The sequence below is a fragment of the Streptomyces sp. NPDC006430 genome (genome assembly GCF_040612395.1).
GTDB lineage: Bacteria > Actinomycetota > Actinomycetes > Streptomycetales > Streptomycetaceae > Streptomyces.
The window spans coordinates 28043-44791 of record NZ_JBEXQA010000037.1 but is presented as its reverse complement, the minus strand read 5'-3'; the positions used below and the strand labels follow the sequence as shown (position 1 = coordinate 44791).

Annotated in this window: 20 protein-coding genes and 1 pseudogene; 20 read left to right on the top strand and 1 reads right to left on the bottom strand. The window is 70.8% G+C overall.

Annotated elements, in window-relative coordinates; translation table 11 throughout:
• Window positions 1-152 precede the first annotated feature (152 nt).
• From ABZZ20_RS32285 to ABZZ20_RS32205, 17 genes and pseudogenes are all read left to right on the top strand, one after another.
• Window positions 153-752, top strand: a complete 600-nt coding sequence (locus tag ABZZ20_RS32285) for a hypothetical protein (RefSeq protein WP_356875767.1) — start codon at window positions 153-155, stop codon at window positions 750-752.
• A 248-nt stretch (window positions 753-1000) separates the two neighbouring features.
• A complete protein-coding gene (gene rpsP / locus ABZZ20_RS32280; RefSeq protein WP_030298453.1) occupies window positions 1001-1441 on the top strand; it encodes a 30S ribosomal protein S16 in 441 nt (146 codons plus the stop codon).
• A 2-nt stretch (window positions 1442-1443) separates the two neighbouring features.
• Entirely contained in the window at window positions 1444-1683 is a 240-nt protein-coding gene (locus ABZZ20_RS32275; RefSeq protein ID WP_030011889.1) for an RNA-binding protein, read from the top strand.
• 81 nt (window positions 1684-1764) lie between these two features.
• Entirely contained in the window at window positions 1765-2328 is a 564-nt protein-coding gene (rimM, locus tag ABZZ20_RS32270) for a ribosome maturation factor RimM (protein ID WP_356875765.1), read from the top strand.
• Window positions 2328-3149, top strand: a complete 822-nt coding sequence (trmD, locus tag ABZZ20_RS32265; protein ID WP_356875763.1) for a tRNA (guanosine(37)-N1)-methyltransferase TrmD — start codon at window positions 2328-2330, stop codon at window positions 3147-3149. Before rimM ends, trmD begins: the two co-directional genes overlap by 1 nt.
• Before the next feature lie 133 nt (window positions 3150-3282).
• A complete protein-coding gene (gene rplS, locus ABZZ20_RS32260; RefSeq protein ID WP_008737520.1) occupies window positions 3283-3633 on the top strand; it encodes a 50S ribosomal protein L19 in 351 nt (116 codons plus the stop codon).
• A 43-nt stretch (window positions 3634-3676) separates the two neighbouring features.
• A complete protein-coding gene (gene lepB, locus ABZZ20_RS32255; RefSeq protein ID WP_356875761.1) occupies window positions 3677-4483 on the top strand; it encodes a signal peptidase I in 807 nt (268 codons plus the stop codon).
• Window positions 4476-5480, top strand: a pseudogene (gene lepB, locus ABZZ20_RS32250) (signal peptidase I). Before lepB (ABZZ20_RS32255) ends, lepB (ABZZ20_RS32250) begins: the two are co-directional and overlap by 8 nt.
• Entirely contained in the window at window positions 5449-6348 is a 900-nt protein-coding gene (gene lepB / locus ABZZ20_RS32245) for a signal peptidase I (protein ID WP_356875789.1), read from the top strand. The pseudogene lepB (ABZZ20_RS32250) and the gene lepB (ABZZ20_RS32245) overlap by 32 nt, the downstream one beginning before the upstream one ends.
• Window positions 6349-6414: 66 nt before the next feature.
• On the top strand, window positions 6415-7206 hold the full coding sequence (gene lepB / locus ABZZ20_RS32240) for a signal peptidase I (protein WP_356875759.1): 792 nt from the start codon (window positions 6415-6417) through the stop codon (window positions 7204-7206).
• Window positions 7196-7702 (top strand): NUDIX hydrolase, encoded by a 507-nt coding sequence (locus tag ABZZ20_RS32235; RefSeq protein WP_356875757.1) that lies wholly within the window; start codon window positions 7196-7198, stop codon window positions 7700-7702. The genes lepB (ABZZ20_RS32240) and ABZZ20_RS32235 overlap by 11 nt, the downstream gene beginning before the upstream one ends.
• A gap of 55 nt (window positions 7703-7757) precedes the next feature.
• On the top strand, window positions 7758-8066 hold the full coding sequence (locus ABZZ20_RS32230) for a DUF2469 domain-containing protein (protein ID WP_006139554.1): 309 nt from the start codon (window positions 7758-7760) through the stop codon (window positions 8064-8066).
• Between the two features lie 152 nt (window positions 8067-8218).
• A complete protein-coding gene (locus ABZZ20_RS32225; protein WP_356875754.1) occupies window positions 8219-8590 on the top strand; it encodes a YraN family protein in 372 nt (123 codons plus the stop codon).
• Entirely contained in the window at window positions 8590-10224 is a 1635-nt protein-coding gene (locus ABZZ20_RS32220) for a YifB family Mg chelatase-like AAA ATPase (protein WP_356875753.1), read from the top strand. Before ABZZ20_RS32225 ends, ABZZ20_RS32220 begins: the two co-directional genes overlap by 1 nt.
• Window positions 10221-11438, top strand: a complete 1218-nt coding sequence (gene dprA, locus ABZZ20_RS32215; RefSeq protein ID WP_356875751.1) for a DNA-processing protein DprA — start codon at window positions 10221-10223, stop codon at window positions 11436-11438. Before ABZZ20_RS32220 ends, dprA begins: the two co-directional genes overlap by 4 nt.
• A gap of 209 nt (window positions 11439-11647) precedes the next feature.
• A complete protein-coding gene (gene whiG, locus ABZZ20_RS32210) occupies window positions 11648-12484 on the top strand; it encodes an RNA polymerase sigma factor WhiG (RefSeq protein WP_356875749.1) in 837 nt (278 codons plus the stop codon).
• 52 nt (window positions 12485-12536) lie between these two features.
• Window positions 12537-13094, top strand: a complete 558-nt coding sequence (locus ABZZ20_RS32205; RefSeq protein ID WP_356875787.1) for a helix-turn-helix domain-containing protein — start codon at window positions 12537-12539, stop codon at window positions 13092-13094.
• Window positions 13095-13140: 46 nt separating this feature from the next.
• Here the strand turns inward: ABZZ20_RS32205 and ABZZ20_RS32200 are convergent, their stop codons facing one another.
• Window positions 13141-13629 (bottom strand): M23 family metallopeptidase, encoded by a 489-nt coding sequence (locus ABZZ20_RS32200; RefSeq protein WP_356875747.1) that lies wholly within the window; start codon window positions 13627-13629, stop codon window positions 13141-13143.
• A 252-nt stretch (window positions 13630-13881) separates the two neighbouring features.
• Between ABZZ20_RS32200 and rpsB the strand changes: the two genes are divergently transcribed.
• From rpsB to pyrH, 3 genes are all read left to right on the top strand, one after another.
• On the top strand, window positions 13882-14766 hold the full coding sequence (rpsB, locus tag ABZZ20_RS32195; RefSeq protein ID WP_356875745.1) for a 30S ribosomal protein S2: 885 nt from the start codon (window positions 13882-13884) through the stop codon (window positions 14764-14766).
• 135 nt (window positions 14767-14901) lie between these two features.
• Entirely contained in the window at window positions 14902-15738 is an 837-nt protein-coding gene (gene tsf / locus ABZZ20_RS32190; RefSeq protein WP_356875743.1) for a translation elongation factor Ts, read from the top strand.
• A 162-nt stretch (window positions 15739-15900) separates the two neighbouring features.
• Window positions 15901-16680: a UMP kinase gene (gene pyrH, locus ABZZ20_RS32185; RefSeq protein WP_356875741.1), complete on the top strand. Its 780-nt coding sequence runs from the start codon at window positions 15901-15903 to the stop codon at window positions 16678-16680.
• The last annotated feature ends 69 nt before the right edge of the window (window positions 16681-16749 follow it).

The following is a 16749-nucleotide window of genomic DNA, read 5'->3' as shown; positions in this document are numbered from 1 at the left end:
CCGGGGCGTAGTCGTCGTTACGTACCGACTCCTCCTGGGATCGACGCACCCGTCCTCGTCGGGACGCATGAGCGTGAACTGACTGGTACGTGCAAAAAATTTGGAATGGCCCGGAATCGGAACACCGGGGCACCTCGGCTCGTTGTCACGACGTGAGCACGACACCACCTGTTCTCGCCGCAGAGCTGGCGCAGGCGTGGGCCGATATTCAGCGGTACCACCCCGAGCTGCCTGACCTTGCCGCGCCCGAGTCCCTGATCGGAGAGTCCTCGTCCGCCTGCGGCGCCGAGCTCTCCTTCGAGCGACTGCTGCACGAGGCAGTCCACGGCATCGCCGCCGCCCGCGGAGTGCGAGACACCTCGCGTGCCGGCCGCTACCACAACCGCAGATTCCTCGCGATCGCCGAGGAGATGGGGCTGGACCATTCCGACGAGCCGCACGCCAGCAGCGGCTTCTCCCTGGTCTCGCTCAATCCCGAGGCCAAGAAGCGCTACCGGCCGACCATCGAGCGCCTTCAGCGTGCGCTGAAGGCGCACTCCGCCGCCACGGCCGCGGACACCAAGCGCAGCTTCCGCGGGCCGGCTGCCCGGCACGGCTCCTCGGGTGGCGGTGTCCGCGTCAAGGCAGTCTGCGACTGCGGCCGCAACGTGCGGGTGGTCCCGTCCGTGCTGGCCCAGGCGCCGATCGTCTGCGGCGGCTGTATGAAGCCGTTCCGCATCCCCGAGGTGGCGGTCTCGGCCGCGGCCTCCTAGAGCTCGCGGCCCTGCGGGGGCGGGGGCTGCCGAGGCGATCGTGCCGCCAGGCCCGCACCCCCCTGCCGGGGTTCGGGCCCTCCCGGCTGAGCGCGCCGCAGGTATGTGGCAGAATGGCTAGCTGTACTCGACAGTCGCATAGGACCCCTCTCTCCTCCGGCTGACGCGTCCATCGGGCACCCGAGTACCGCAACCCCACGTGGCATCTCATGTGCCCAACCACGTCAAGTTCAGGAGACACCACTCCAGTGGCAGTCAAGATCAAGCTCAAGCGCCTCGGCAAGATTCGCCAGCCGCACTACCGCATCGTCGTCGCCGACTCCCGCACTCGCCGGGACGGTCGTGCGATCGAGGAGATCGGTCTGTACCACCCCACGTACAACCCGTCGCGCATCGAGGTCAACGCCGAGCGTGCGCAGTACTGGCTGTCCGTGGGCGCCCAGCCCACCGAGGCCGTGCTCGCCATCCTGAAGCTGACCGGTGACTGGCAGGCGCACAAGGGCCTCCCGGCCCCGGCGCCGCTGCTGCAGCCGGAGACGAAGGAGAGCAAGCGTCGCTCCTTCGACGAGTTCGCCAAGGCCCTCGAGGGCATCGGCGAGACCAAGGGCGAGGCCATCACGCAGAAGGCGAAGAAGGCCGACAAGAAGGCGGACGAGGCTGAGGCCGCCGCCGAGTCGACCGAGGCCTGAGCATGCTCGAGGAGGCTCTTGAGCACCTCGTAAAGGGCATTGTGGACAACCCCGACGAAGTGCAGGTCGCCTCGCGCAACCTGCGTCGCGGGCAGGTGCTCGAGGTCCGGGTTCACCCGGACGACCTCGGGAAGGTGATCGGCCGCAACGGCCGCACCGCGCGTGCCCTGCGTACCGTCGTGGGCGCCATCGGCGGCCGGGGGATCCGCGTCGACCTCGTCGACGTGGACCAGGTCCGCTGAGAAGTTGAATCACCGGCACGGGCCGGGGAGGGCATACGTGCCCGCCCCGGCCCGTCGTCGTCTGAACAGGAGAGACACACAGTGCAGCTGGTAGTCGCGCGGATCGGCCGCGCCCACGGGATCAAGGGTGAGGTCACCGTCGAGGTGCGGACCGACGAGCCGGAGCTGCGGCTCGGGCCCGGCGCCGTGCTCCAGACCGAACCGGCTTCGGCGGGTCCGCTGACCATCGAGACGGGCCGGGTGCACAGCGGCCGGCTCCTGCTCCGCTTCGCAGGCGTCAAGGACCGCACCGCCGCCGAGGCGCTGCGCAACATCCTGCTGATCGCGGACGTCGACCCGGCGGAGCTGCCGGAGGAGCCCGACGAGTACTACGACCACCAGCTGATGGACCTGGACGTGGTCCTGGAGGACGGCACCGAGATCGGCCGGATCACCGAGATCTCCCACCTGCCCTCGCAGGACCTCTTCATCGTCGAGCGACCGGACGGCACCGAGGTGATGATCCCCTTCGTCGAGGAGATCGTCGCCGAGATCGACCTGGAGGAGCAGCGCTGCGTCATCACCCCGCCGCCCGGGCTGATCGACGACCGCGCCGAGATCGTCTCGACGCGCGACAACGGGGCCGAGGCCGGGGAAGAGGCCTGATGCGTCTCGACGTCGTCACGATCTTCCCCGAGTACCTGGAGCCGCTGAACGTCTCCCTCGTCGGCAAGGCGCGGGCCCGCGGGCAGCTCGACGTACAGGTCCACGACCTGCGGGACTGGACGTACGACCGGCACAACACCGTCGACGACACCCCGTACGGCGGCGGCCCCGGCATGGTCATGAAGACCGAGCCGTGGGGCGAGGCCCTCGACGAGGCGCTGGCCGACGGATACGAGTCCGGCGCCCGGGGACCGGTCATGGTCGTCCCGACGCCCAGCGGCCGCCCGTTCACCCAGGAACTGGCCGTCGAGCTCTCCGAGCGGCCCTGGCTGCTGTTCGCGCCGGCCCGCTACGAGGGCATCGACCGTCGGGTCATGGACGAGTACGCCACGCGGATGCCGGTCTACGAGGTCTCCATCGGCGACTACGTGCTCGCGGGAGGCGAAGCGGCCGTCCTGGTCATCACCGAGGCCGTGGCCCGGCTGCTGCCCGGAGTGCTCGGCAACGCCGAATCGCACCGCGACGACTCCTTCGCGCCCGGAGAGATGGCGAACCTGCTGGAGGGTCCGGTCTACACGAAGCCGCCGCAGTGGCGCGGCCGGGAGATCCCCGACGTGCTGCTCAGCGGCCACCACGGAAAGATCGCTCGCTGGCGCCGGGACGAGGCCCTGCGCCGGACCGCGCGGAACCGCCCGGACCTGATCGAGCGCTGCGAGGCCTCCGCCTTCGACAAGAAGGACCGGGAGATGCTGAGCATCCTGGGCTGGCAGCCGACCACCGACGGCCGATTTTGGCGTAGGGCGCGGGCCGTGGAAGAATAGGCGGCTGCTGTGTGCTCGCGTACGCCCCTGCCACAGGGGGATCGTCGTCCGCCGAGTGACCCGGCTCCCGAATTCTCTACGGAAATCCGCACCGGCGGCCTGTGGCGTCGTGCGAAGAAAGCAGACGAAGAACATGTCTCACCTGCTCGATGGCGTCAACGCCGCCTCGATCCGCTCCGACGTCCCGGCCTTCCGCCCGGGTGACACGATCAACGTGCACGTCCGCGTGATCGAGGGCAACCGCTCCCGTATCCAGCAGTTCAAGGGCGTTGTCATCCGTCGCCAGGGCTCTGGCGTCTCCGAGACCTTCACCGTTCGCAAGGTCTCCTTCAGCGTCGGCGTGGAGCGCACCTTCCCGGTCAACTCCCCGATCTTCGAGAAGATCGAGCTCGTCACCCGTGGTGACGTGCGTCGCGCCAAGCTGTACTTCCTCCGTGAGCTCCGCGGCAAGGCCGCGAAGATCAAGGAGAAGCGCGACCGCTGATCTCCTCTCCGGATTCCGGGGGCGGCCGGATAGGCTCGCCCCGATGGACACCGAAGCAGAGCTCACACAGCGCGGCCGTTCCTCCCCCGACACGGGGGAGGAACGGCCGCGTTCTGCGTCGTGGGGGCGCCGTGCGTTTCCCGGGTGGCGCGCTTTCCTGACCTGGCGGCGGGCCGGGGTGCTCGGCGTGCTCTGCACGGCCTTCCTGCTGCTGCTCAGCAATTTCGTCGTACAGCCCTTCCTGATCCCGAGCCGGTCGATGGAGCCGACGCTCCGGGTCGGGGACCGGGTCCTGGTCAACAAGCTGGCGTACCGTTTCGGCGCGCAGCCGAAGCGCGGGGACGTGGTGGTCTTCGACGGCACGGGGTCCTTCGTACGGGAGCGCGTCGAGGGCAATCCGATCGGCGAGGCCCTGCACGGCGCGGTCTCCGCGCTCGGGATCGGCGAGCCGTCCGACACCGACTTCGTGAAGCGGGTCGTGGGCGTCGGTGGCGACGACGTGGTGTGCTGCGACGCCGGGGGCCGGATCAAGGTCAACGGCGTTCCGTTGGCGGAACCGTACGTCCATCCCGGCGACACGCCTTCGAAGGTGCCGTTCCGGATCGTCGTGCCGCTTGGGACCCTGTGGGTCATGGGTGATCATCGTTCCCAGTCCCGGGACTCCCGGGACCATCTGGGGGAGCCGGGCGGGGGGATGGTGCCGGTGGAGAAGGTGATCGGGCGGGCCGACTGGATCGGCTGGCCGCCGTCGCGCTGGGGCGCGACGGGGTCGGTGGGTGCCGTGGGTGCCGTGGGTTCCGCGGATGTGGCGACCGGGTCGTCCGGGTCCTCCGGCGGCGGTCATGGGTAGCCGCGGGCGGTCGCGGGGCCGCCGGGCCCCCGAGCCGAAGCTCGAACCGCTCCCGCCGGTGACGGTGGTCGAGAGCAGTGGGGGCCGGGCCGAGCGGCGCCGGCTGGCCCGCCGGGTCCGGCGGCGCAGGCGTACCCGTCGGGTGGGCGAGGTGCCGGTGCTGATCGTCGTCGCGCTGTGCATAGCGCTCGTCCTCAAGACCTTCCTCGTCCAGGCCTTCTTCATCCCGTCCGGGTCGATGGAACAGACGATCCGCATCGGCGACCGGGTGCTGGTCGACAAGCTGACCCCCTGGTTCGGCTCCAAGATCGAGCGCGGCGACGTCGTCGTGTTCAAGGATCCCGGCGGTTGGCTCAAGGGCGAGGCCGCCCGCCCGGCCGCCGATCCGGTCGGCGTCAAGCAGATCAAGGAGGTGCTGACCTTCATCGGTCTGCTCCCCTCGGCCGACGAGCAGGACCTCATCAAGCGGGTCATCGGCATCGGCGGCGACACGGTCGTGTGCTGCGACGCTAAGGGGCGGGTCACCGTCAACGGCACGCCGCTCGACGAGCCATACGTGAACCCCGGCAACACCCCGTCCGACATCAGGTTCGAGGTACAGGTGCCTCCGGGGCGGCTCTTCGTCATGGGCGACCACCGGGCGAACTCCGCGGACTCCCGCTTCCACCTCGACGAGGCCTTCGACGGCACCATCGACGAGAAGGGCGTCGTCGGCCAGGCCGTGGTCATCGCGTGGCCGTTCGACCACTGGCGCAAACTCGAACAGCCCGCCACCTTCCGCACGGTGCCCGATCAGGCGCGGCGCGGGCGACGCGGACGCCGCGGGCGCGGTCGGGGCGCACCGTTCGCATAGTGTGTCTTCGGTCTCCCGAGCCCTAGGGAACTCCCGCTCGTTAAGGGAGGGGAGGGCCTGTGTCCGATCCGGCACGGGCGGCGATTGCGAGTGAGGAGTGGATGTGGGGGATGTGGCGGTAGGCGCGCGATCCGGACGCGATGAAGGCGAGGAGCGGCCGGACGATGCCGAGCGCGAGGCCGAGGAGGGCGACGAAGCGGCGCGCCCGCAGCGCTCGTTCTGGAAGGAGCTCCCGCTCCTCGTCGGCATTGCCCTGCTGCTCGCTCTGCTGATCAAGACCTTCCTGGTGCAGGCGTTCTCGATCCCGTCCGACTCGATGCAGAACACCCTGCAGCGCGGTGACCGGGTGCTCGTGGACAAGCTGACCCCGTGGTTCGGGTCGGAGCCCGAGCGCGGTGAGGTCGTGGTCTTCCACGACCCCGCGAGCTGGCTGGCCGGGGAGCCCACCCCGGATCCCAACTTCGCGCAGCAGATCCTCAGCAAGATCGGCCTGATGCCGTCGGCCGACGAGAAGGACCTGATCAAGCGGACCATTGCCATCGGCGGCGACACGGTCGAATGCAGGAAGGGGGGACCGGTCGTCGTCAACGGCAAGGCGTTGGACGAGCCGTACATCTTCCCGGGCAACACGCCGTGCGATGACGCTCCGTTCGGCCCGATCACCGTACCCACGGGCAAGATCTGGGTGATGGGCGACCACCGGCAGAACTCCCAGGACTCCCGCTACCACATGCAGGACTCCACCCAGGGCTTCGTGCCGGTCGACAAGGTCGTCGGGCGGGCCGTGGTGGTCGCGTGGCCGATCACCCGATGGGCGACCCTGCCGATCCCGGACACGTTCGACCAGCCGGGCATCGGGAATCAGACCAAGGCGACCGCGATGGGTCTCGGGGCCGCGGGGCTGGCTCCGGTCGGTCTCGGTCCGGCCGCGGTCGGCCTCGTCGGCGCGGTTCCGGTTGTCATGTGGCGCCGGCGGAAGCCGACCGCCGAGAGCACTTCCCGGCGGCCATAGCTGGGGAGACTACTGGCAGGTAGGGTGCCGCCCAGGTCGTCGATCCCGGAAGTGTGGGGCGCTGCAATGGGCGAAACACGGACATGCGGTACGCAAGTAATACGCGGTGGCAAGGACGGCCGCGGCGGTCTCGGCCACGTGCTGTCGGGAGTCGCCGTGGCCGTCGGCTTCCTGCTCTTCCTGGGCGGCTTCGCGTGGGGGGCGCTCGTCTACCAGCCGTACACGGTGCCGACCGACTCGATGGTGCCGACGGTGAAGCCCGGCGACCGGGTGCTCGCCCAGCGGATCGACGGCGGTGCGGTGCGGCGCGGCGACGTCGTCGTCTTCACCGATGCCCTGTGGAGCGACTCGCCCATGGTCAAGCGGGTCGTCGGTATCGGCGGCGACACCGTGAAGTGCTGTGGCGAGGGTGGCCGGCTCACCGTGAACGGCAAGGAGCTCGACGAGCCCTACATCGAGCACTCCAAGCCGGAAGCAGCGGCGGGCTCGGGCCCGGGCGCCGCCTCCGACACCCCGTTCGAGGTGACGGTGCCCGAGGGAAACCTCTTCCTGCTGGGCGACCGGCGGTCCGCCTCCCTGGACTCCCGCGCTCATCTCCAGGAAGCCGGTCAGGGGACCGTGGCCCGGTCGGCGGTCCACGCCCGGGTCGATGCCCTCGCCTGGCCCTCGATGACGATGCTGGAGCGACCCGCCACGTACGCCGCCCTGCCCGGCGGGACATCCCGGCCGGGGCCGCTGCGCCTCCAACTGGCCGCCGTGGTGGCGGGAGCCGCTCTGGTGGTGCTGGGCGCCGCGTACGGGCCCGTCGTACGGGTCCTGGGGCGCGGGCGGCGGCGGGAGCAGGCCGGTGGCCGCTGACCGCGGCGCCGCGGCCGGCGCCCGCAAGGTGTCACGGGTGATCCTGCTGGACCCCTCGGACCGGATCCTGCTGCTGCACGGCTTCGAACCGAACGACCCGGCGGACACCTGGTGGTTCACCCCGGGCGGCGGACTCGAGGACACCGAGACCCGGGAACAGGCCGCCCTGCGGGAGCTGGCCGAGGAGACGGGGATCACCGAGGTGGAGCTAGGGCCGGTGCTCTGGCACCGGTACTGCTCCTTCCCGTTCGACGGGAAGCGCTGGGAGCAGGACGAGTGGTACTACCTGGCACGGACGGACCGGACGCGGACCGAGCTGGGCGGGCTCACCGAGCTGGAGCGGCGCAGCGTCTCCGGGGCGAGGTGGTGGACTTCCGAGGAACTTCTCGCGGCCCATGAGACGGTGTACCCGACCAGACTCGCCGAGTTGCTCCGTACGCTGCTCGACGACGGTCCTCCGGGTGCACCGGTGGTCCTGGCCCCGGAAATCGTCTAGGGGCGCGGGGGCCTGGCGCACAATAGGGGGACGCACGGCTGAAGGGGAACATGCCATGAGCGCCGAGGACCTCGAGAAGTACGAGACCGAGATGGAGCTGAAGCTCTATCGCGAGTACCGCGACGTCGTCGGGCTGTTCAAGTACGTGATCGAGACCGAACGTCGGTTCTACCTCACGAACGACTACGAAATGCAGGTGCACTCGGTCCAGGGGGAGGTGTTCTTCGAGGTCACGATGGCCGACGCCTGGGTGTGGGACATGTACCGGCCGGCCCGCTTCGTGAAGCAGGTGCGGGTGCTGACCTTCAAGGACGTGAACATCGAGGAGCTCAACAAGAGCGATCTCGAACTGCCGGGCAGCTGATTCCCGCACTTCCTCGCCCGCGCTTCGCGGCTCGGGTCCCGCCTCGGGTTCCCCCTCAAGAGTGAGGGGGTTGTCCACAATGCCGTGACTGTCCACCAAGATCCACAAGGTGTGGGGGTTCGCGGGATCGTCGGTGCCGGAGGTGGTGCCCGATGAACGCGAAGGGCGTGGCACAGCAGGCATTGGGGCGGTACGGCGAGGAGCTCGCGGCACGGCGGCTGACTGAGGTCGGGATGACCGTGATCGCACGGAACTGGCGGTGCCGCAGCGGGGAGATCGACATCGTCGCGCGGGACGGGGACGCCCTCGTCGTGTGCGAGGTCAAGACGCGCCGGGCGGGTGCGTTCGAACACCCCATGGCCGCGGTCCGCCCCGGCAAGGCCGAGCGATTGCGCCGGCTCGCCGGGCGCTGGCTCGCCGACCACGGTGGGCCGCCTCCGGGCGGGGTGCGCATCGATCTGGTGGGAGTCCTGCTGCCGCGGCGCGGTGCGGCCCTGGTGGAACACGTCCGAGGGGTGGCGTGATGGGATTCGCACGGGCCTGCTCGGTCGCCCTGGTGGGCGTCGACGGCGTGGTGGTGGAGGTCCAGGCGGACCTGGAACCCGGGCTCGCCGCCTTCACCCTGGTGGGACTGCCCGACAAGACCCTGGTCGAGAGCCGGGACCGGGTGCGGGCCGCCGTCGTGAACTCGGGCGCGGCATGGCCGCAGAAGAAGCTCACGGTCGGGCTCAGCCCGGCCTCCGTTCCGAAATCGGGTGCCGGGTTCGACCTGGCCGTGGCGGCGGCCGTCCTGGGCGCAGCGGAGGTGCTCGACCCCGGCACGATCGCCGACCTGGTGCTCATCGGGGAGCTGGGCCTGGACGGCCGGGTACGGCCGGTGCGGGGCGTCCTGCCGGCCGTCCTCGCCGCGGCGGACGCCGGCTACCGCAGCGTCGTGGTCCCGCAGCAGTCCGCAGCCGAGGCCATGCTCGTCCCCGACGTCTCGGTCCTCGGCGTGCGCAGCCTGCGCCAGCTGATCGCGGTGCTGACCGGCGCGGAGGTCCCCGAGGAGGAGGCCCCGGAGCGGCAGGGGAGGCCGGACCCGATGCTGGCGGGGCTGGTCGTCCCGGGAGCGGGCCTCGGCACCGGGATCTCCCGGCCGCGGGCCGCCGAGGGCGGGCCCGCGGAGTTCCCCGACCTCTCCGACGTCGCAGGCCAGCACGGCGCCCGCAGGGCTCTGGAAGTGGCGGCCTCCGGGGGCCACCACCTGTTCCTCAGCGGGCCCCCGGGAGCCGGCAAGACGATGCTGGCCGAACGCATCCCCTGGATCCTGCCGCCACTCTCCCGGCAGGAGTCCCTGGAGGTCACGGCGGTGCACTCGGTCGCGGGAATCCTGCCGCCCGACGAACCCCTGGTCGCCAGGCCCCCGTACTGCGCGCCCCACCACTCCGCGACCATGCAGTCCCTGGTCGGTGGTGGGGCGGGGGTACCCCGGCCCGGCGCGGTCTCCCTGGCACACCGGGGCATTCTCTTCCTGGACGAGGCCGCCGAGTTCAGCACCAAGGCGCTGGACGCCCTGCGTCAGCCCCTCGAATCGGGGCACGTGGTCATTGCCCGCGCCGCCGGGGTGGTGCGGCTGCCGGCCGGGTTCCTGATGGTCCTCGCCGCGAACCCCTGCCCGTGCGGGCAGCACACCCTGCTCGCGGCCGGTTGCGAATGCCCCGCCTCCGTGATCCGGCGCTACCAGGCGAGGCTGTCCGGACCCCTGCTGGACCGGGTGGACCTGCGGGTGCAGGTCGAGCCCGTCACCCGCTCCGACCTGCTGGGGCGCGGCGGCCGGGGGGAGGCCACGGCGACCGTCGCCGACCGGGTGCGGGAGGCCAGGGACCGCGCAGCGGCCCGGCTGGCCGACACCCCCTGGCGGCTCAATGCCCAGGTGCCCGGACACGAGCTGCGCACCCGCTGGCAGGCCGCCCCCGGGGCGTTGGCGCAGGCGGAGCGGGACCTGGAGCGCGGGCTGCTCACCGCCCGCGGGCTCGATCGGGTGCTGCGGGTCGCCTGGACCGTGGCCGACCTCCGGGGCCGGGACCGTCCCGAGGCGCTGGACATGGCGGTCGCGCTGGAGCTGCGGACCGGGATCGCCCGCGGGGCGGCTCTCGCCATGGGGGCCGGATCATGAGCGCTGCCGACGGGCCCGTCCCGCCGGAGGCACCGCAGCAGGATGCGGAGAGCACTCCGGAGCTGCTGGCCCGGGCCGCGCTGAGCCGGGTCCTGGAACCCGGGGACGAGCACGGCGGACGATGGCTGCGCGAACACGGCGCCCTCGGGCTGATACGGCTGCTGACCGGACCGGAAGCCCAGGCTGCGGCACTGTCCGGGGTGGGGGCGCAGCGGCTCTCCGGATACCGCAGACGGGCGGCGCTCGCCGATCCGCGGAGAGACCTGGCGACCGCAGCCGAGGGGGGCTGTCGGTTCATCTGCCCCGGGTCGGCGCAGTGGCCGACCCAACTGGACGACCTCGGCGACGCCCGGCCCGTGGGGCTCTGGCTGCGGGGCCGGCCGGACCTGCGGACCTGGGCGCTGCGCTCGGTCGCCGTGGTCGGGGCCAGGGCCTGCACTCCGTACGGCGCGCACATGGCCCAGACGCTGGCCGCCGGGCTCGCCGAACGGGGCTGGGTGGTCGTCTCCGGGGCGGCGTACGGGGTCGACGCCGCAGCCCATCGCGGGGCGCTCGCCTCGGGCGGCGCCACGGCCGCGGTGCTCGCCTGCGGGGTGGACGTCGCCTACCCGCGCGGCCATGCGGGGCTGCTCGGTCGGATCGCCGGCCAGGGGCTGGTGCTGGGGGAGCTGCCGCCCGGCAGTCATCCGACCCCGAGCCGGTTCGTCCTGCGTAACCGGGTCATCGCCGCTTTGACCCGGGGCACCGTCGTGGTCGAGGCGGCCCACCGCAGCGGCTCCCTGGTCACGGCGCGCCGGGCCCAGCAGCTCGGGCGGTTCACGATGGGCGTGCCCGGACCCGCCACCAGCGGGCTCTCGGCCGGAGTGCACGAACTGCTGCGCGGCGAGGCGGTGCTCGTCACGGACGCCGCGGAAGTGGTTGAGCTGGTCGGCGGCATGGGCGAGCTGGCTCCCGAGCGCCGCGGACCCGTGCTTCCACGGGACCTGCTGGGCCGGGACACCGCCCGCGTGCTCGAAGCGCTCCCGGCCGGCCGTCCCGCGCACGCGGACGAGGTGGCGCTCGCCGCGGGCACCGGTACAGATGAAGTCATCGGCAGACTGTACGAACTTCACTCTCTGGGGTTCGTCGAACGGCAGGGCGAGGGCTGGCAGTTGACCACACAATCAGCTGAGGGAGGCACACAAACCGGTGGTGTCCGGCGAGGCGGTCGTTGACCTGGGGTGTTCCGGTGAAAGAGTGACGCCGATGAGAGATGCGGTCTTCCTGGTGGCAGCCGCCGGGACCGAGCGCCAGGCGCCGGTCCCGGGTTGCCCGCGCGAGTCACGGCGCCCCGCCGCCCACGCGCGATCCCGTACTCTTCGCGCACCGCGACACTTCCGTCACGCTACGCTCCCAAGGAATCCGGCTCCGGCAAAGGCGAAGCATGCCCCAGCACACCTCAGGGTCTGACCGCGCTGCGGTGCCCCCCGCTGCTCGTGGCAGCGTGCGGTCCACCGCACCCTCGTCCCTTGAGGCGCTGTGGCGCTCGTACAAGGAGAGCGGCGACGAGCGGCTGCGGGAGCAGCTGATCCTGCACTACTCACCCTTGGTGAAGTACGTGGCGGGCCGGGTCAGCGTGGGTCTGCCGCCCAATGTGGAACAGGCCGACTTCGTCTCCTCCGGGGTCTTCGGACTGATCGACGCCATCGAGAAGTTCGACATCGACCGGTCCATCAAGTTCGAGACGTACGCGATCACTCGGATCCGGGGCGCGATGATCGACGAGCTGCGGGCACTGGACTGGATCCCGCGGTCGGTCCGGCAGAAGGCGCGGGCCGTGGAGCGGGCCTACGCCACGCTCGAAGCCCAGCTGCGCCGCACCCCCACCGAGCACGAGGTCGCCGGCGAGATGGGCATCGCTGTGGAGGAACTCCACACCGTGTTCAGTCAGTTGTCGCTGGCGAACGTCGTCGCCCTGGAGGAGCTGCTGCACGTCGGCGGAGAAGGCGGCGACCGGCTCTCTTTGATGGACACCCTGGAGGACACCGCCGCCGACGATCCGGTCGAGGTGGCCGAGGACCGCGAGCTGCGCCGACTCCTCGCGCGCGCCATCAACACCCTCCCGGAGCGGGAGAAGACCGTGGTGACCCTGTACTACTACGAGGGCCTCACCCTGGCCGAGATCGGCAACGTGCTGGGCGTCACGGAGAGCCGCGTCAGTCAGATCCACACCAAGTCGGTGCTCCAACTGCGGGCCAAGCTCGCGGATGTGGGCCGCTGAGCGGGCGGCAGCTCCGTAGAGTGGAAGCGTGCCCAGGATTCGAGCGGCCTCCGTGGCCCAGCACCGGTCGATGCAGCGCGGCGCCCTGTTGGACGCGGCGCGCTCCCTGTTGTCCGAAGGCGGGACGGAAGCGCTGACCTTCCCCGCCCTGGCGGAGCGGACCGGCCTCGCCCGGTCCTCCGTGTATGAGTACTTCCGGTCCCGCGCGGCCGTGGTCGAAGAGCTGTGCGCGGTGGACTTCCCCGTCTGGGCCGCCGAGATCGAGGCGGCGATGGAGCAGGCGCAGTCCCCGGAGGCGAAGGTTGAGGCCTATGTGCGCAGCCAGCTGGGCCTGGTCGGGAACCGGCGGCACCGGGCGGTCGTGGCGATCTCGGCGAGCGAGCTGGACGCGGGCGCGCGGGAGAAGATCCGCGCCGCGCACGGAGGGCTCGCGGCGATGATCGTGGAAGCACTCGCGGCCCTCGGGCACGAGCAGCCCAGGCTGGCCGCGGTGCTGCTGCAAGGAACGGTCGACGCCGCGGTCCGGCGGATCGAGCTGGGCGCTGCGGAGGATGCTGGCACGGTGGCGGAAGTGGCCGTCGCCTTGGCCCTGCGGGGCGTGCAGGGCTGAGACCGGGTCCGGGACGCCGCGCCCCCGCCCCCTCGGATCCCGCGCCTCATCCGCCGGCGCCTTCGGCGGCTCCGGCCGCGGCCCCGTCGAGCGGCAGGAGCCGCGGCGTGGGGCGGGGCAGGAGGGTCAGCGGGTTCAGGTAGGTGTCTCCTGACAGCAGGCCCCAGTGGAGGCACGGCCGGCTGCAGTGCGGGCCCTCCGCCAGCGTCGCGACCACCTGCCCCGCCACGACCTCCTCACCCTCCGTGACCAGTGGGCGCACCGGCTCGTACGTGGTGCGCAGACCGCCGGGGAGGGTGAGGGAGAGGACCCCGCGGCCGGCCACCGGGCCCGCGTGGTGGACCCGGCCCGGGCCGACCGTGCGGATGTCCGCGCCCACCGGGGCAGCCAGGTCCACCCCGCGGTGGCCCGCCGCGTACGGGGTCGGCGGCGGGTCCCACCAGCGGGTCACCACCAGGGGCGGCGGGAGCGGGCGGGTCCCCGGTGCGACAGCCTGGGCCAAGGTCAGGAGCAGGGTGAGCAGCAGTGTCGTCATGCCGTCCAGGTTGCCGTGGCGTCGCGCAGCGTGAGCGCCCCTGTGGACGAGCGGCCCGGTGTGGACAACGGCGTCACCTGGCATACCGCCCGGTCCCGTACACTTCTTACGGCGATCCGGGTCACCGGGTCGACTTCGCACGCCCCAACATCAAGCCGGTCAGGCCAGGTGGCAGCGTCTCTCGGTCCCCTCTTCGGGGGCAGGGCGCGGTGGGGCGTCAGGAATCAAACCGAGAAAACCAAGGAGATGGCCATGGCCGTCGTAACGATGCGGGAGCTGCTGGAAAGCGGCGTCCACTTCGGTCACCAGACCCGTCGCTGGAACCCGAAGATGAAGCGCTTCATCTTCACCGAGCGCAACGGCATCTACATCATCGACCTGCTCCAGTCGCTGTCGTACATCGACCGCGCCTACGAGTTCGTCAAGGAGACCGTTGCCCACGGCGGCTCCATCATGTTCGTCGGTACCAAGAAGCAGGCCCAGGAGGCCATCGCCGAGCAGGCGACGCGCGTTGGTATGCCGTACGTCAACCAGCGCTGGCTGGGTGGCATGCTCACCAACTTCTCCACCGTCTACAAGCGCCTCCAGCGTCTGAAGGAGCTTGAGGCGATCGACTTCGAGGACGTCGCCGCCTCGGGTCTCACCAAGAAGGAGCTCCTGGTCCTCTCCCGCGAGAAGACCAAGCTGGAGAAGACCCTCGGTGGTATCCGCGAGATGTCGAAGGTCCCCAGCGCCGTCTGGATCGTCGACACCAAGAAGGAGCACATCGCCGTCGGTGAGGCGCGCAAGCTCCACATCCCGGTCGTCGCGATCCTCGACACCAACTGCGACCCCGACGAGGTCGACTACAAGATCCCGGGCAACGACGACGCGATCCGTTCCGTCACCCTGCTCACCCGCGTGATCGCCGACGCCGTCGCCGAGGGCCTCATCGCCCGCTCCGGCGCTGCGACCGGTGACTCGAAGCCGGGCGAGAAGGCCGCCGCCGAGCCGCTCGCCGAGTGGGAGCGCGACCTGCTCGAGGGCGAGAAGAAGGCCGACGACGCCGAGGCCGCTCCGGCCGAGGCCGCTGTCGAGGCCCCCGCTGCTGAGGCCCCCGCCGCCGAGGCGCCGGCCGCCGACGCCGAGCAGGCCTGACCCACTGAGAGCGCCCGGCGTTCACGCGCCGGGCACTCACAGCACGGACGATGACGGCGGGGGAGCCGCGCCACGAGCGCGCCTCCTCCGCCGTTCACCCGTAGATCTACGACTTCGAGAGAGAATCACAGACTCATGGCGAACTACACCGCCGCTGACGTCAAGAAGCTCCGCGAGCTCACCGGCGCCGGCATGCTGGACTGCAAGAACGCGCTGGTCGACTCCGACGGCGACGTCGACAAGGCCATGGAAGCCCTCCGTATCAAGGGTCAGAAGGGCGTCGCCAAGCGCGAGGGCCGTTCTGCCGAGAACGGTGCCGTCGTCTCCCTCATCGCCGACGACAACACCTCCGGTGTCATCGTCGAGCTGAAGTGCGAGACGGACTTCGTCGCCAAGGGCGAGAAGTTCCTGGCCGTCGCCAACCAGCTGGCCGCGCACGTCGCTGCCACCTCCCCGGCCGACCTCGAGGCGCTGCTGGCCTCCGAGATCGAGCCCGGCAAGACCGTCACGGCCTTCGTGGACGAGGCGAACGCCAACCTCGGCGAGAAGATCGTCCTGGACCGCTTCGCGCAGTTCGCCGACGGCTACGTCACGGCGTACATGCACCGCACCATGCCCGACCTGCCGTTCCAGATCGGCGTCCTGGTCGAGCTCGACAAGGAGAACGCCGAGGTCGCCCGCGGCGTCGCACAGCACATCGCCGCGTTCGCCCCGCAGTGGCTCTCCGCCGAGGACGTCCCGGCCGAGAAGGTCGAGTCCGAGCGTCGCATCGCCGAAGAGGTCACCCGCGCGGAGGGCAAGCCCGAGGCTGCCATCGCGAAGATCGTCGAGGGTCGCGTCAACGGCTTCTTCAAGGAGGCCACCCTCCTCGGCCAGCCGTACGCGCTGGACAACAAGAAGTCCGTCCAGAAGGTCCTGGACGAGGCCGGTGTCACCCTGAAGCGCTTCTCGCGCATCAAGGTCGGCATCTGAGTCCGTCCGTACACGACGGACACCGGACCCCGGTAGGGTCTGAAGCAGTCGTCCGCGTGCGCGCGGAACGACCGCAGATCTGACGAGGAGGCCATTGCCGTAGAGGGAACCGCGAGGACCCACCGGCAATGGCCTTCTTCGTATGTGCACGAGGAGATCTCCATGAATCAGGGCGTGGACACCCACACCGCTTCCGACCACAAGAGCGACCACGACAAGAAGGGCCGCCGCTTCATGCTGAAGCTGTCGGGCGAGGCCTTCTCCGGCGGCGGAGGACTGGGCGTCGACCCCGACGTCGTCCATGCCATCGCGCGGGAAATCGCCGCGGTGGTCCGCGACGGCGCGGAGATCGCCGTCGTGATCGGCGGCGGCAACTTCTTCCGTGGCGCCGAGCTGCAGCAGCGCGGCATGGACCGCGCGCGGTCCGACTACATGGGCATGCTCGGCACCGTCATGAACTGCCTCGCCCTCCAGGATTTCCTGGAGAAGGAGGGCATCGACTCCCGTGTGCAGACGGCCATCACCATGGGCCAGGTCGCGGAGCCGTACATCCCGCTGCGCGCCGTACGGCACCTGGAGAAGGGCCGCGTCGTCATCTTCGGCGCCGGCATGGGCATGCCGTACTTCTCCACCGACACCACGGCCGCCCAGCGCGCCCTGGAGATCGACGCCGAAGCCCTGCTCATGGGCAAGAACGGTGTCGACGGGGTCTACGACTCCGACCCGAAGAAGAACCCCGAAGCGGTGAAGTTCGACGCGCTGGAGTACAGCGAGGTGCTGTCCCGCGACCTCAAGGTCGCCGACGCCACCGCGATCACGCTGTGCCGCGACAACAAGCTGCCGATCCTGGTCTTCGAGCTGCTCGCCGAGGGCAATATCGCCCGCGCCGTCAAGGGTGAGAAGATCGGCACGCTCGTGAGCGACCAGGGCACCCGGGCCTGAGCGTTCCGACGCCGGGCCCGGCCTCGCAGGGCCGAGCCGCCCCGCCCGCCTGAACCATCCATATCTGAC

Excerpts from the sequence above, each read along its gene's own strand:
- ABZZ20_RS32275 (WP_030011889.1), top strand. The coding sequence starts at position 1,444 with ATGCTCGAGGAGGCTCTTGAGCACCTCGTAAAGGGCATTGTGGACAAC.
- trmD (WP_356875763.1), top strand. The coding sequence starts at position 2,328 with ATGCGTCTCGACGTCGTCACGATCTTCCCCGAGTACCTGGAGCCGCTG.
- rplS (WP_008737520.1), top strand. The coding sequence starts at position 3,283 with ATGTCTCACCTGCTCGATGGCGTCAACGCCGCCTCGATCCGCTCCGAC.
- lepB (WP_356875761.1), top strand. The coding sequence starts at position 3,677 with ATGGACACCGAAGCAGAGCTCACACAGCGCGGCCGTTCCTCCCCCGAC.
- lepB (WP_356875759.1), top strand. The coding sequence starts at position 6,415 with ATGGGCGAAACACGGACATGCGGTACGCAAGTAATACGCGGTGGCAAG.
- ABZZ20_RS32230 (WP_006139554.1), top strand. The coding sequence starts at position 7,758 with ATGAGCGCCGAGGACCTCGAGAAGTACGAGACCGAGATGGAGCTGAAG.
- ABZZ20_RS32225 (WP_356875754.1), top strand. The coding sequence starts at position 8,219 with ATGAACGCGAAGGGCGTGGCACAGCAGGCATTGGGGCGGTACGGCGAG.
- ABZZ20_RS32220 (WP_356875753.1), top strand. The coding sequence starts at position 8,590 with ATGGGATTCGCACGGGCCTGCTCGGTCGCCCTGGTGGGCGTCGACGGC.
- dprA (WP_356875751.1), top strand. The coding sequence starts at position 10,221 with ATGAGCGCTGCCGACGGGCCCGTCCCGCCGGAGGCACCGCAGCAGGAT.
- whiG (WP_356875749.1), top strand. The coding sequence starts at position 11,648 with ATGCCCCAGCACACCTCAGGGTCTGACCGCGCTGCGGTGCCCCCCGCT.
- ABZZ20_RS32200 (WP_356875747.1), bottom strand. The coding sequence starts at position 13,629 with ATGACGACACTGCTGCTCACCCTGCTCCTGACCTTGGCCCAGGCTGTC.
- rpsB (WP_356875745.1), top strand. The coding sequence starts at position 13,882 with ATGGCCGTCGTAACGATGCGGGAGCTGCTGGAAAGCGGCGTCCACTTC.
- tsf (WP_356875743.1), top strand. The coding sequence starts at position 14,902 with ATGGCGAACTACACCGCCGCTGACGTCAAGAAGCTCCGCGAGCTCACC.
- pyrH (WP_356875741.1), top strand. The coding sequence starts at position 15,901 with ATGAATCAGGGCGTGGACACCCACACCGCTTCCGACCACAAGAGCGAC.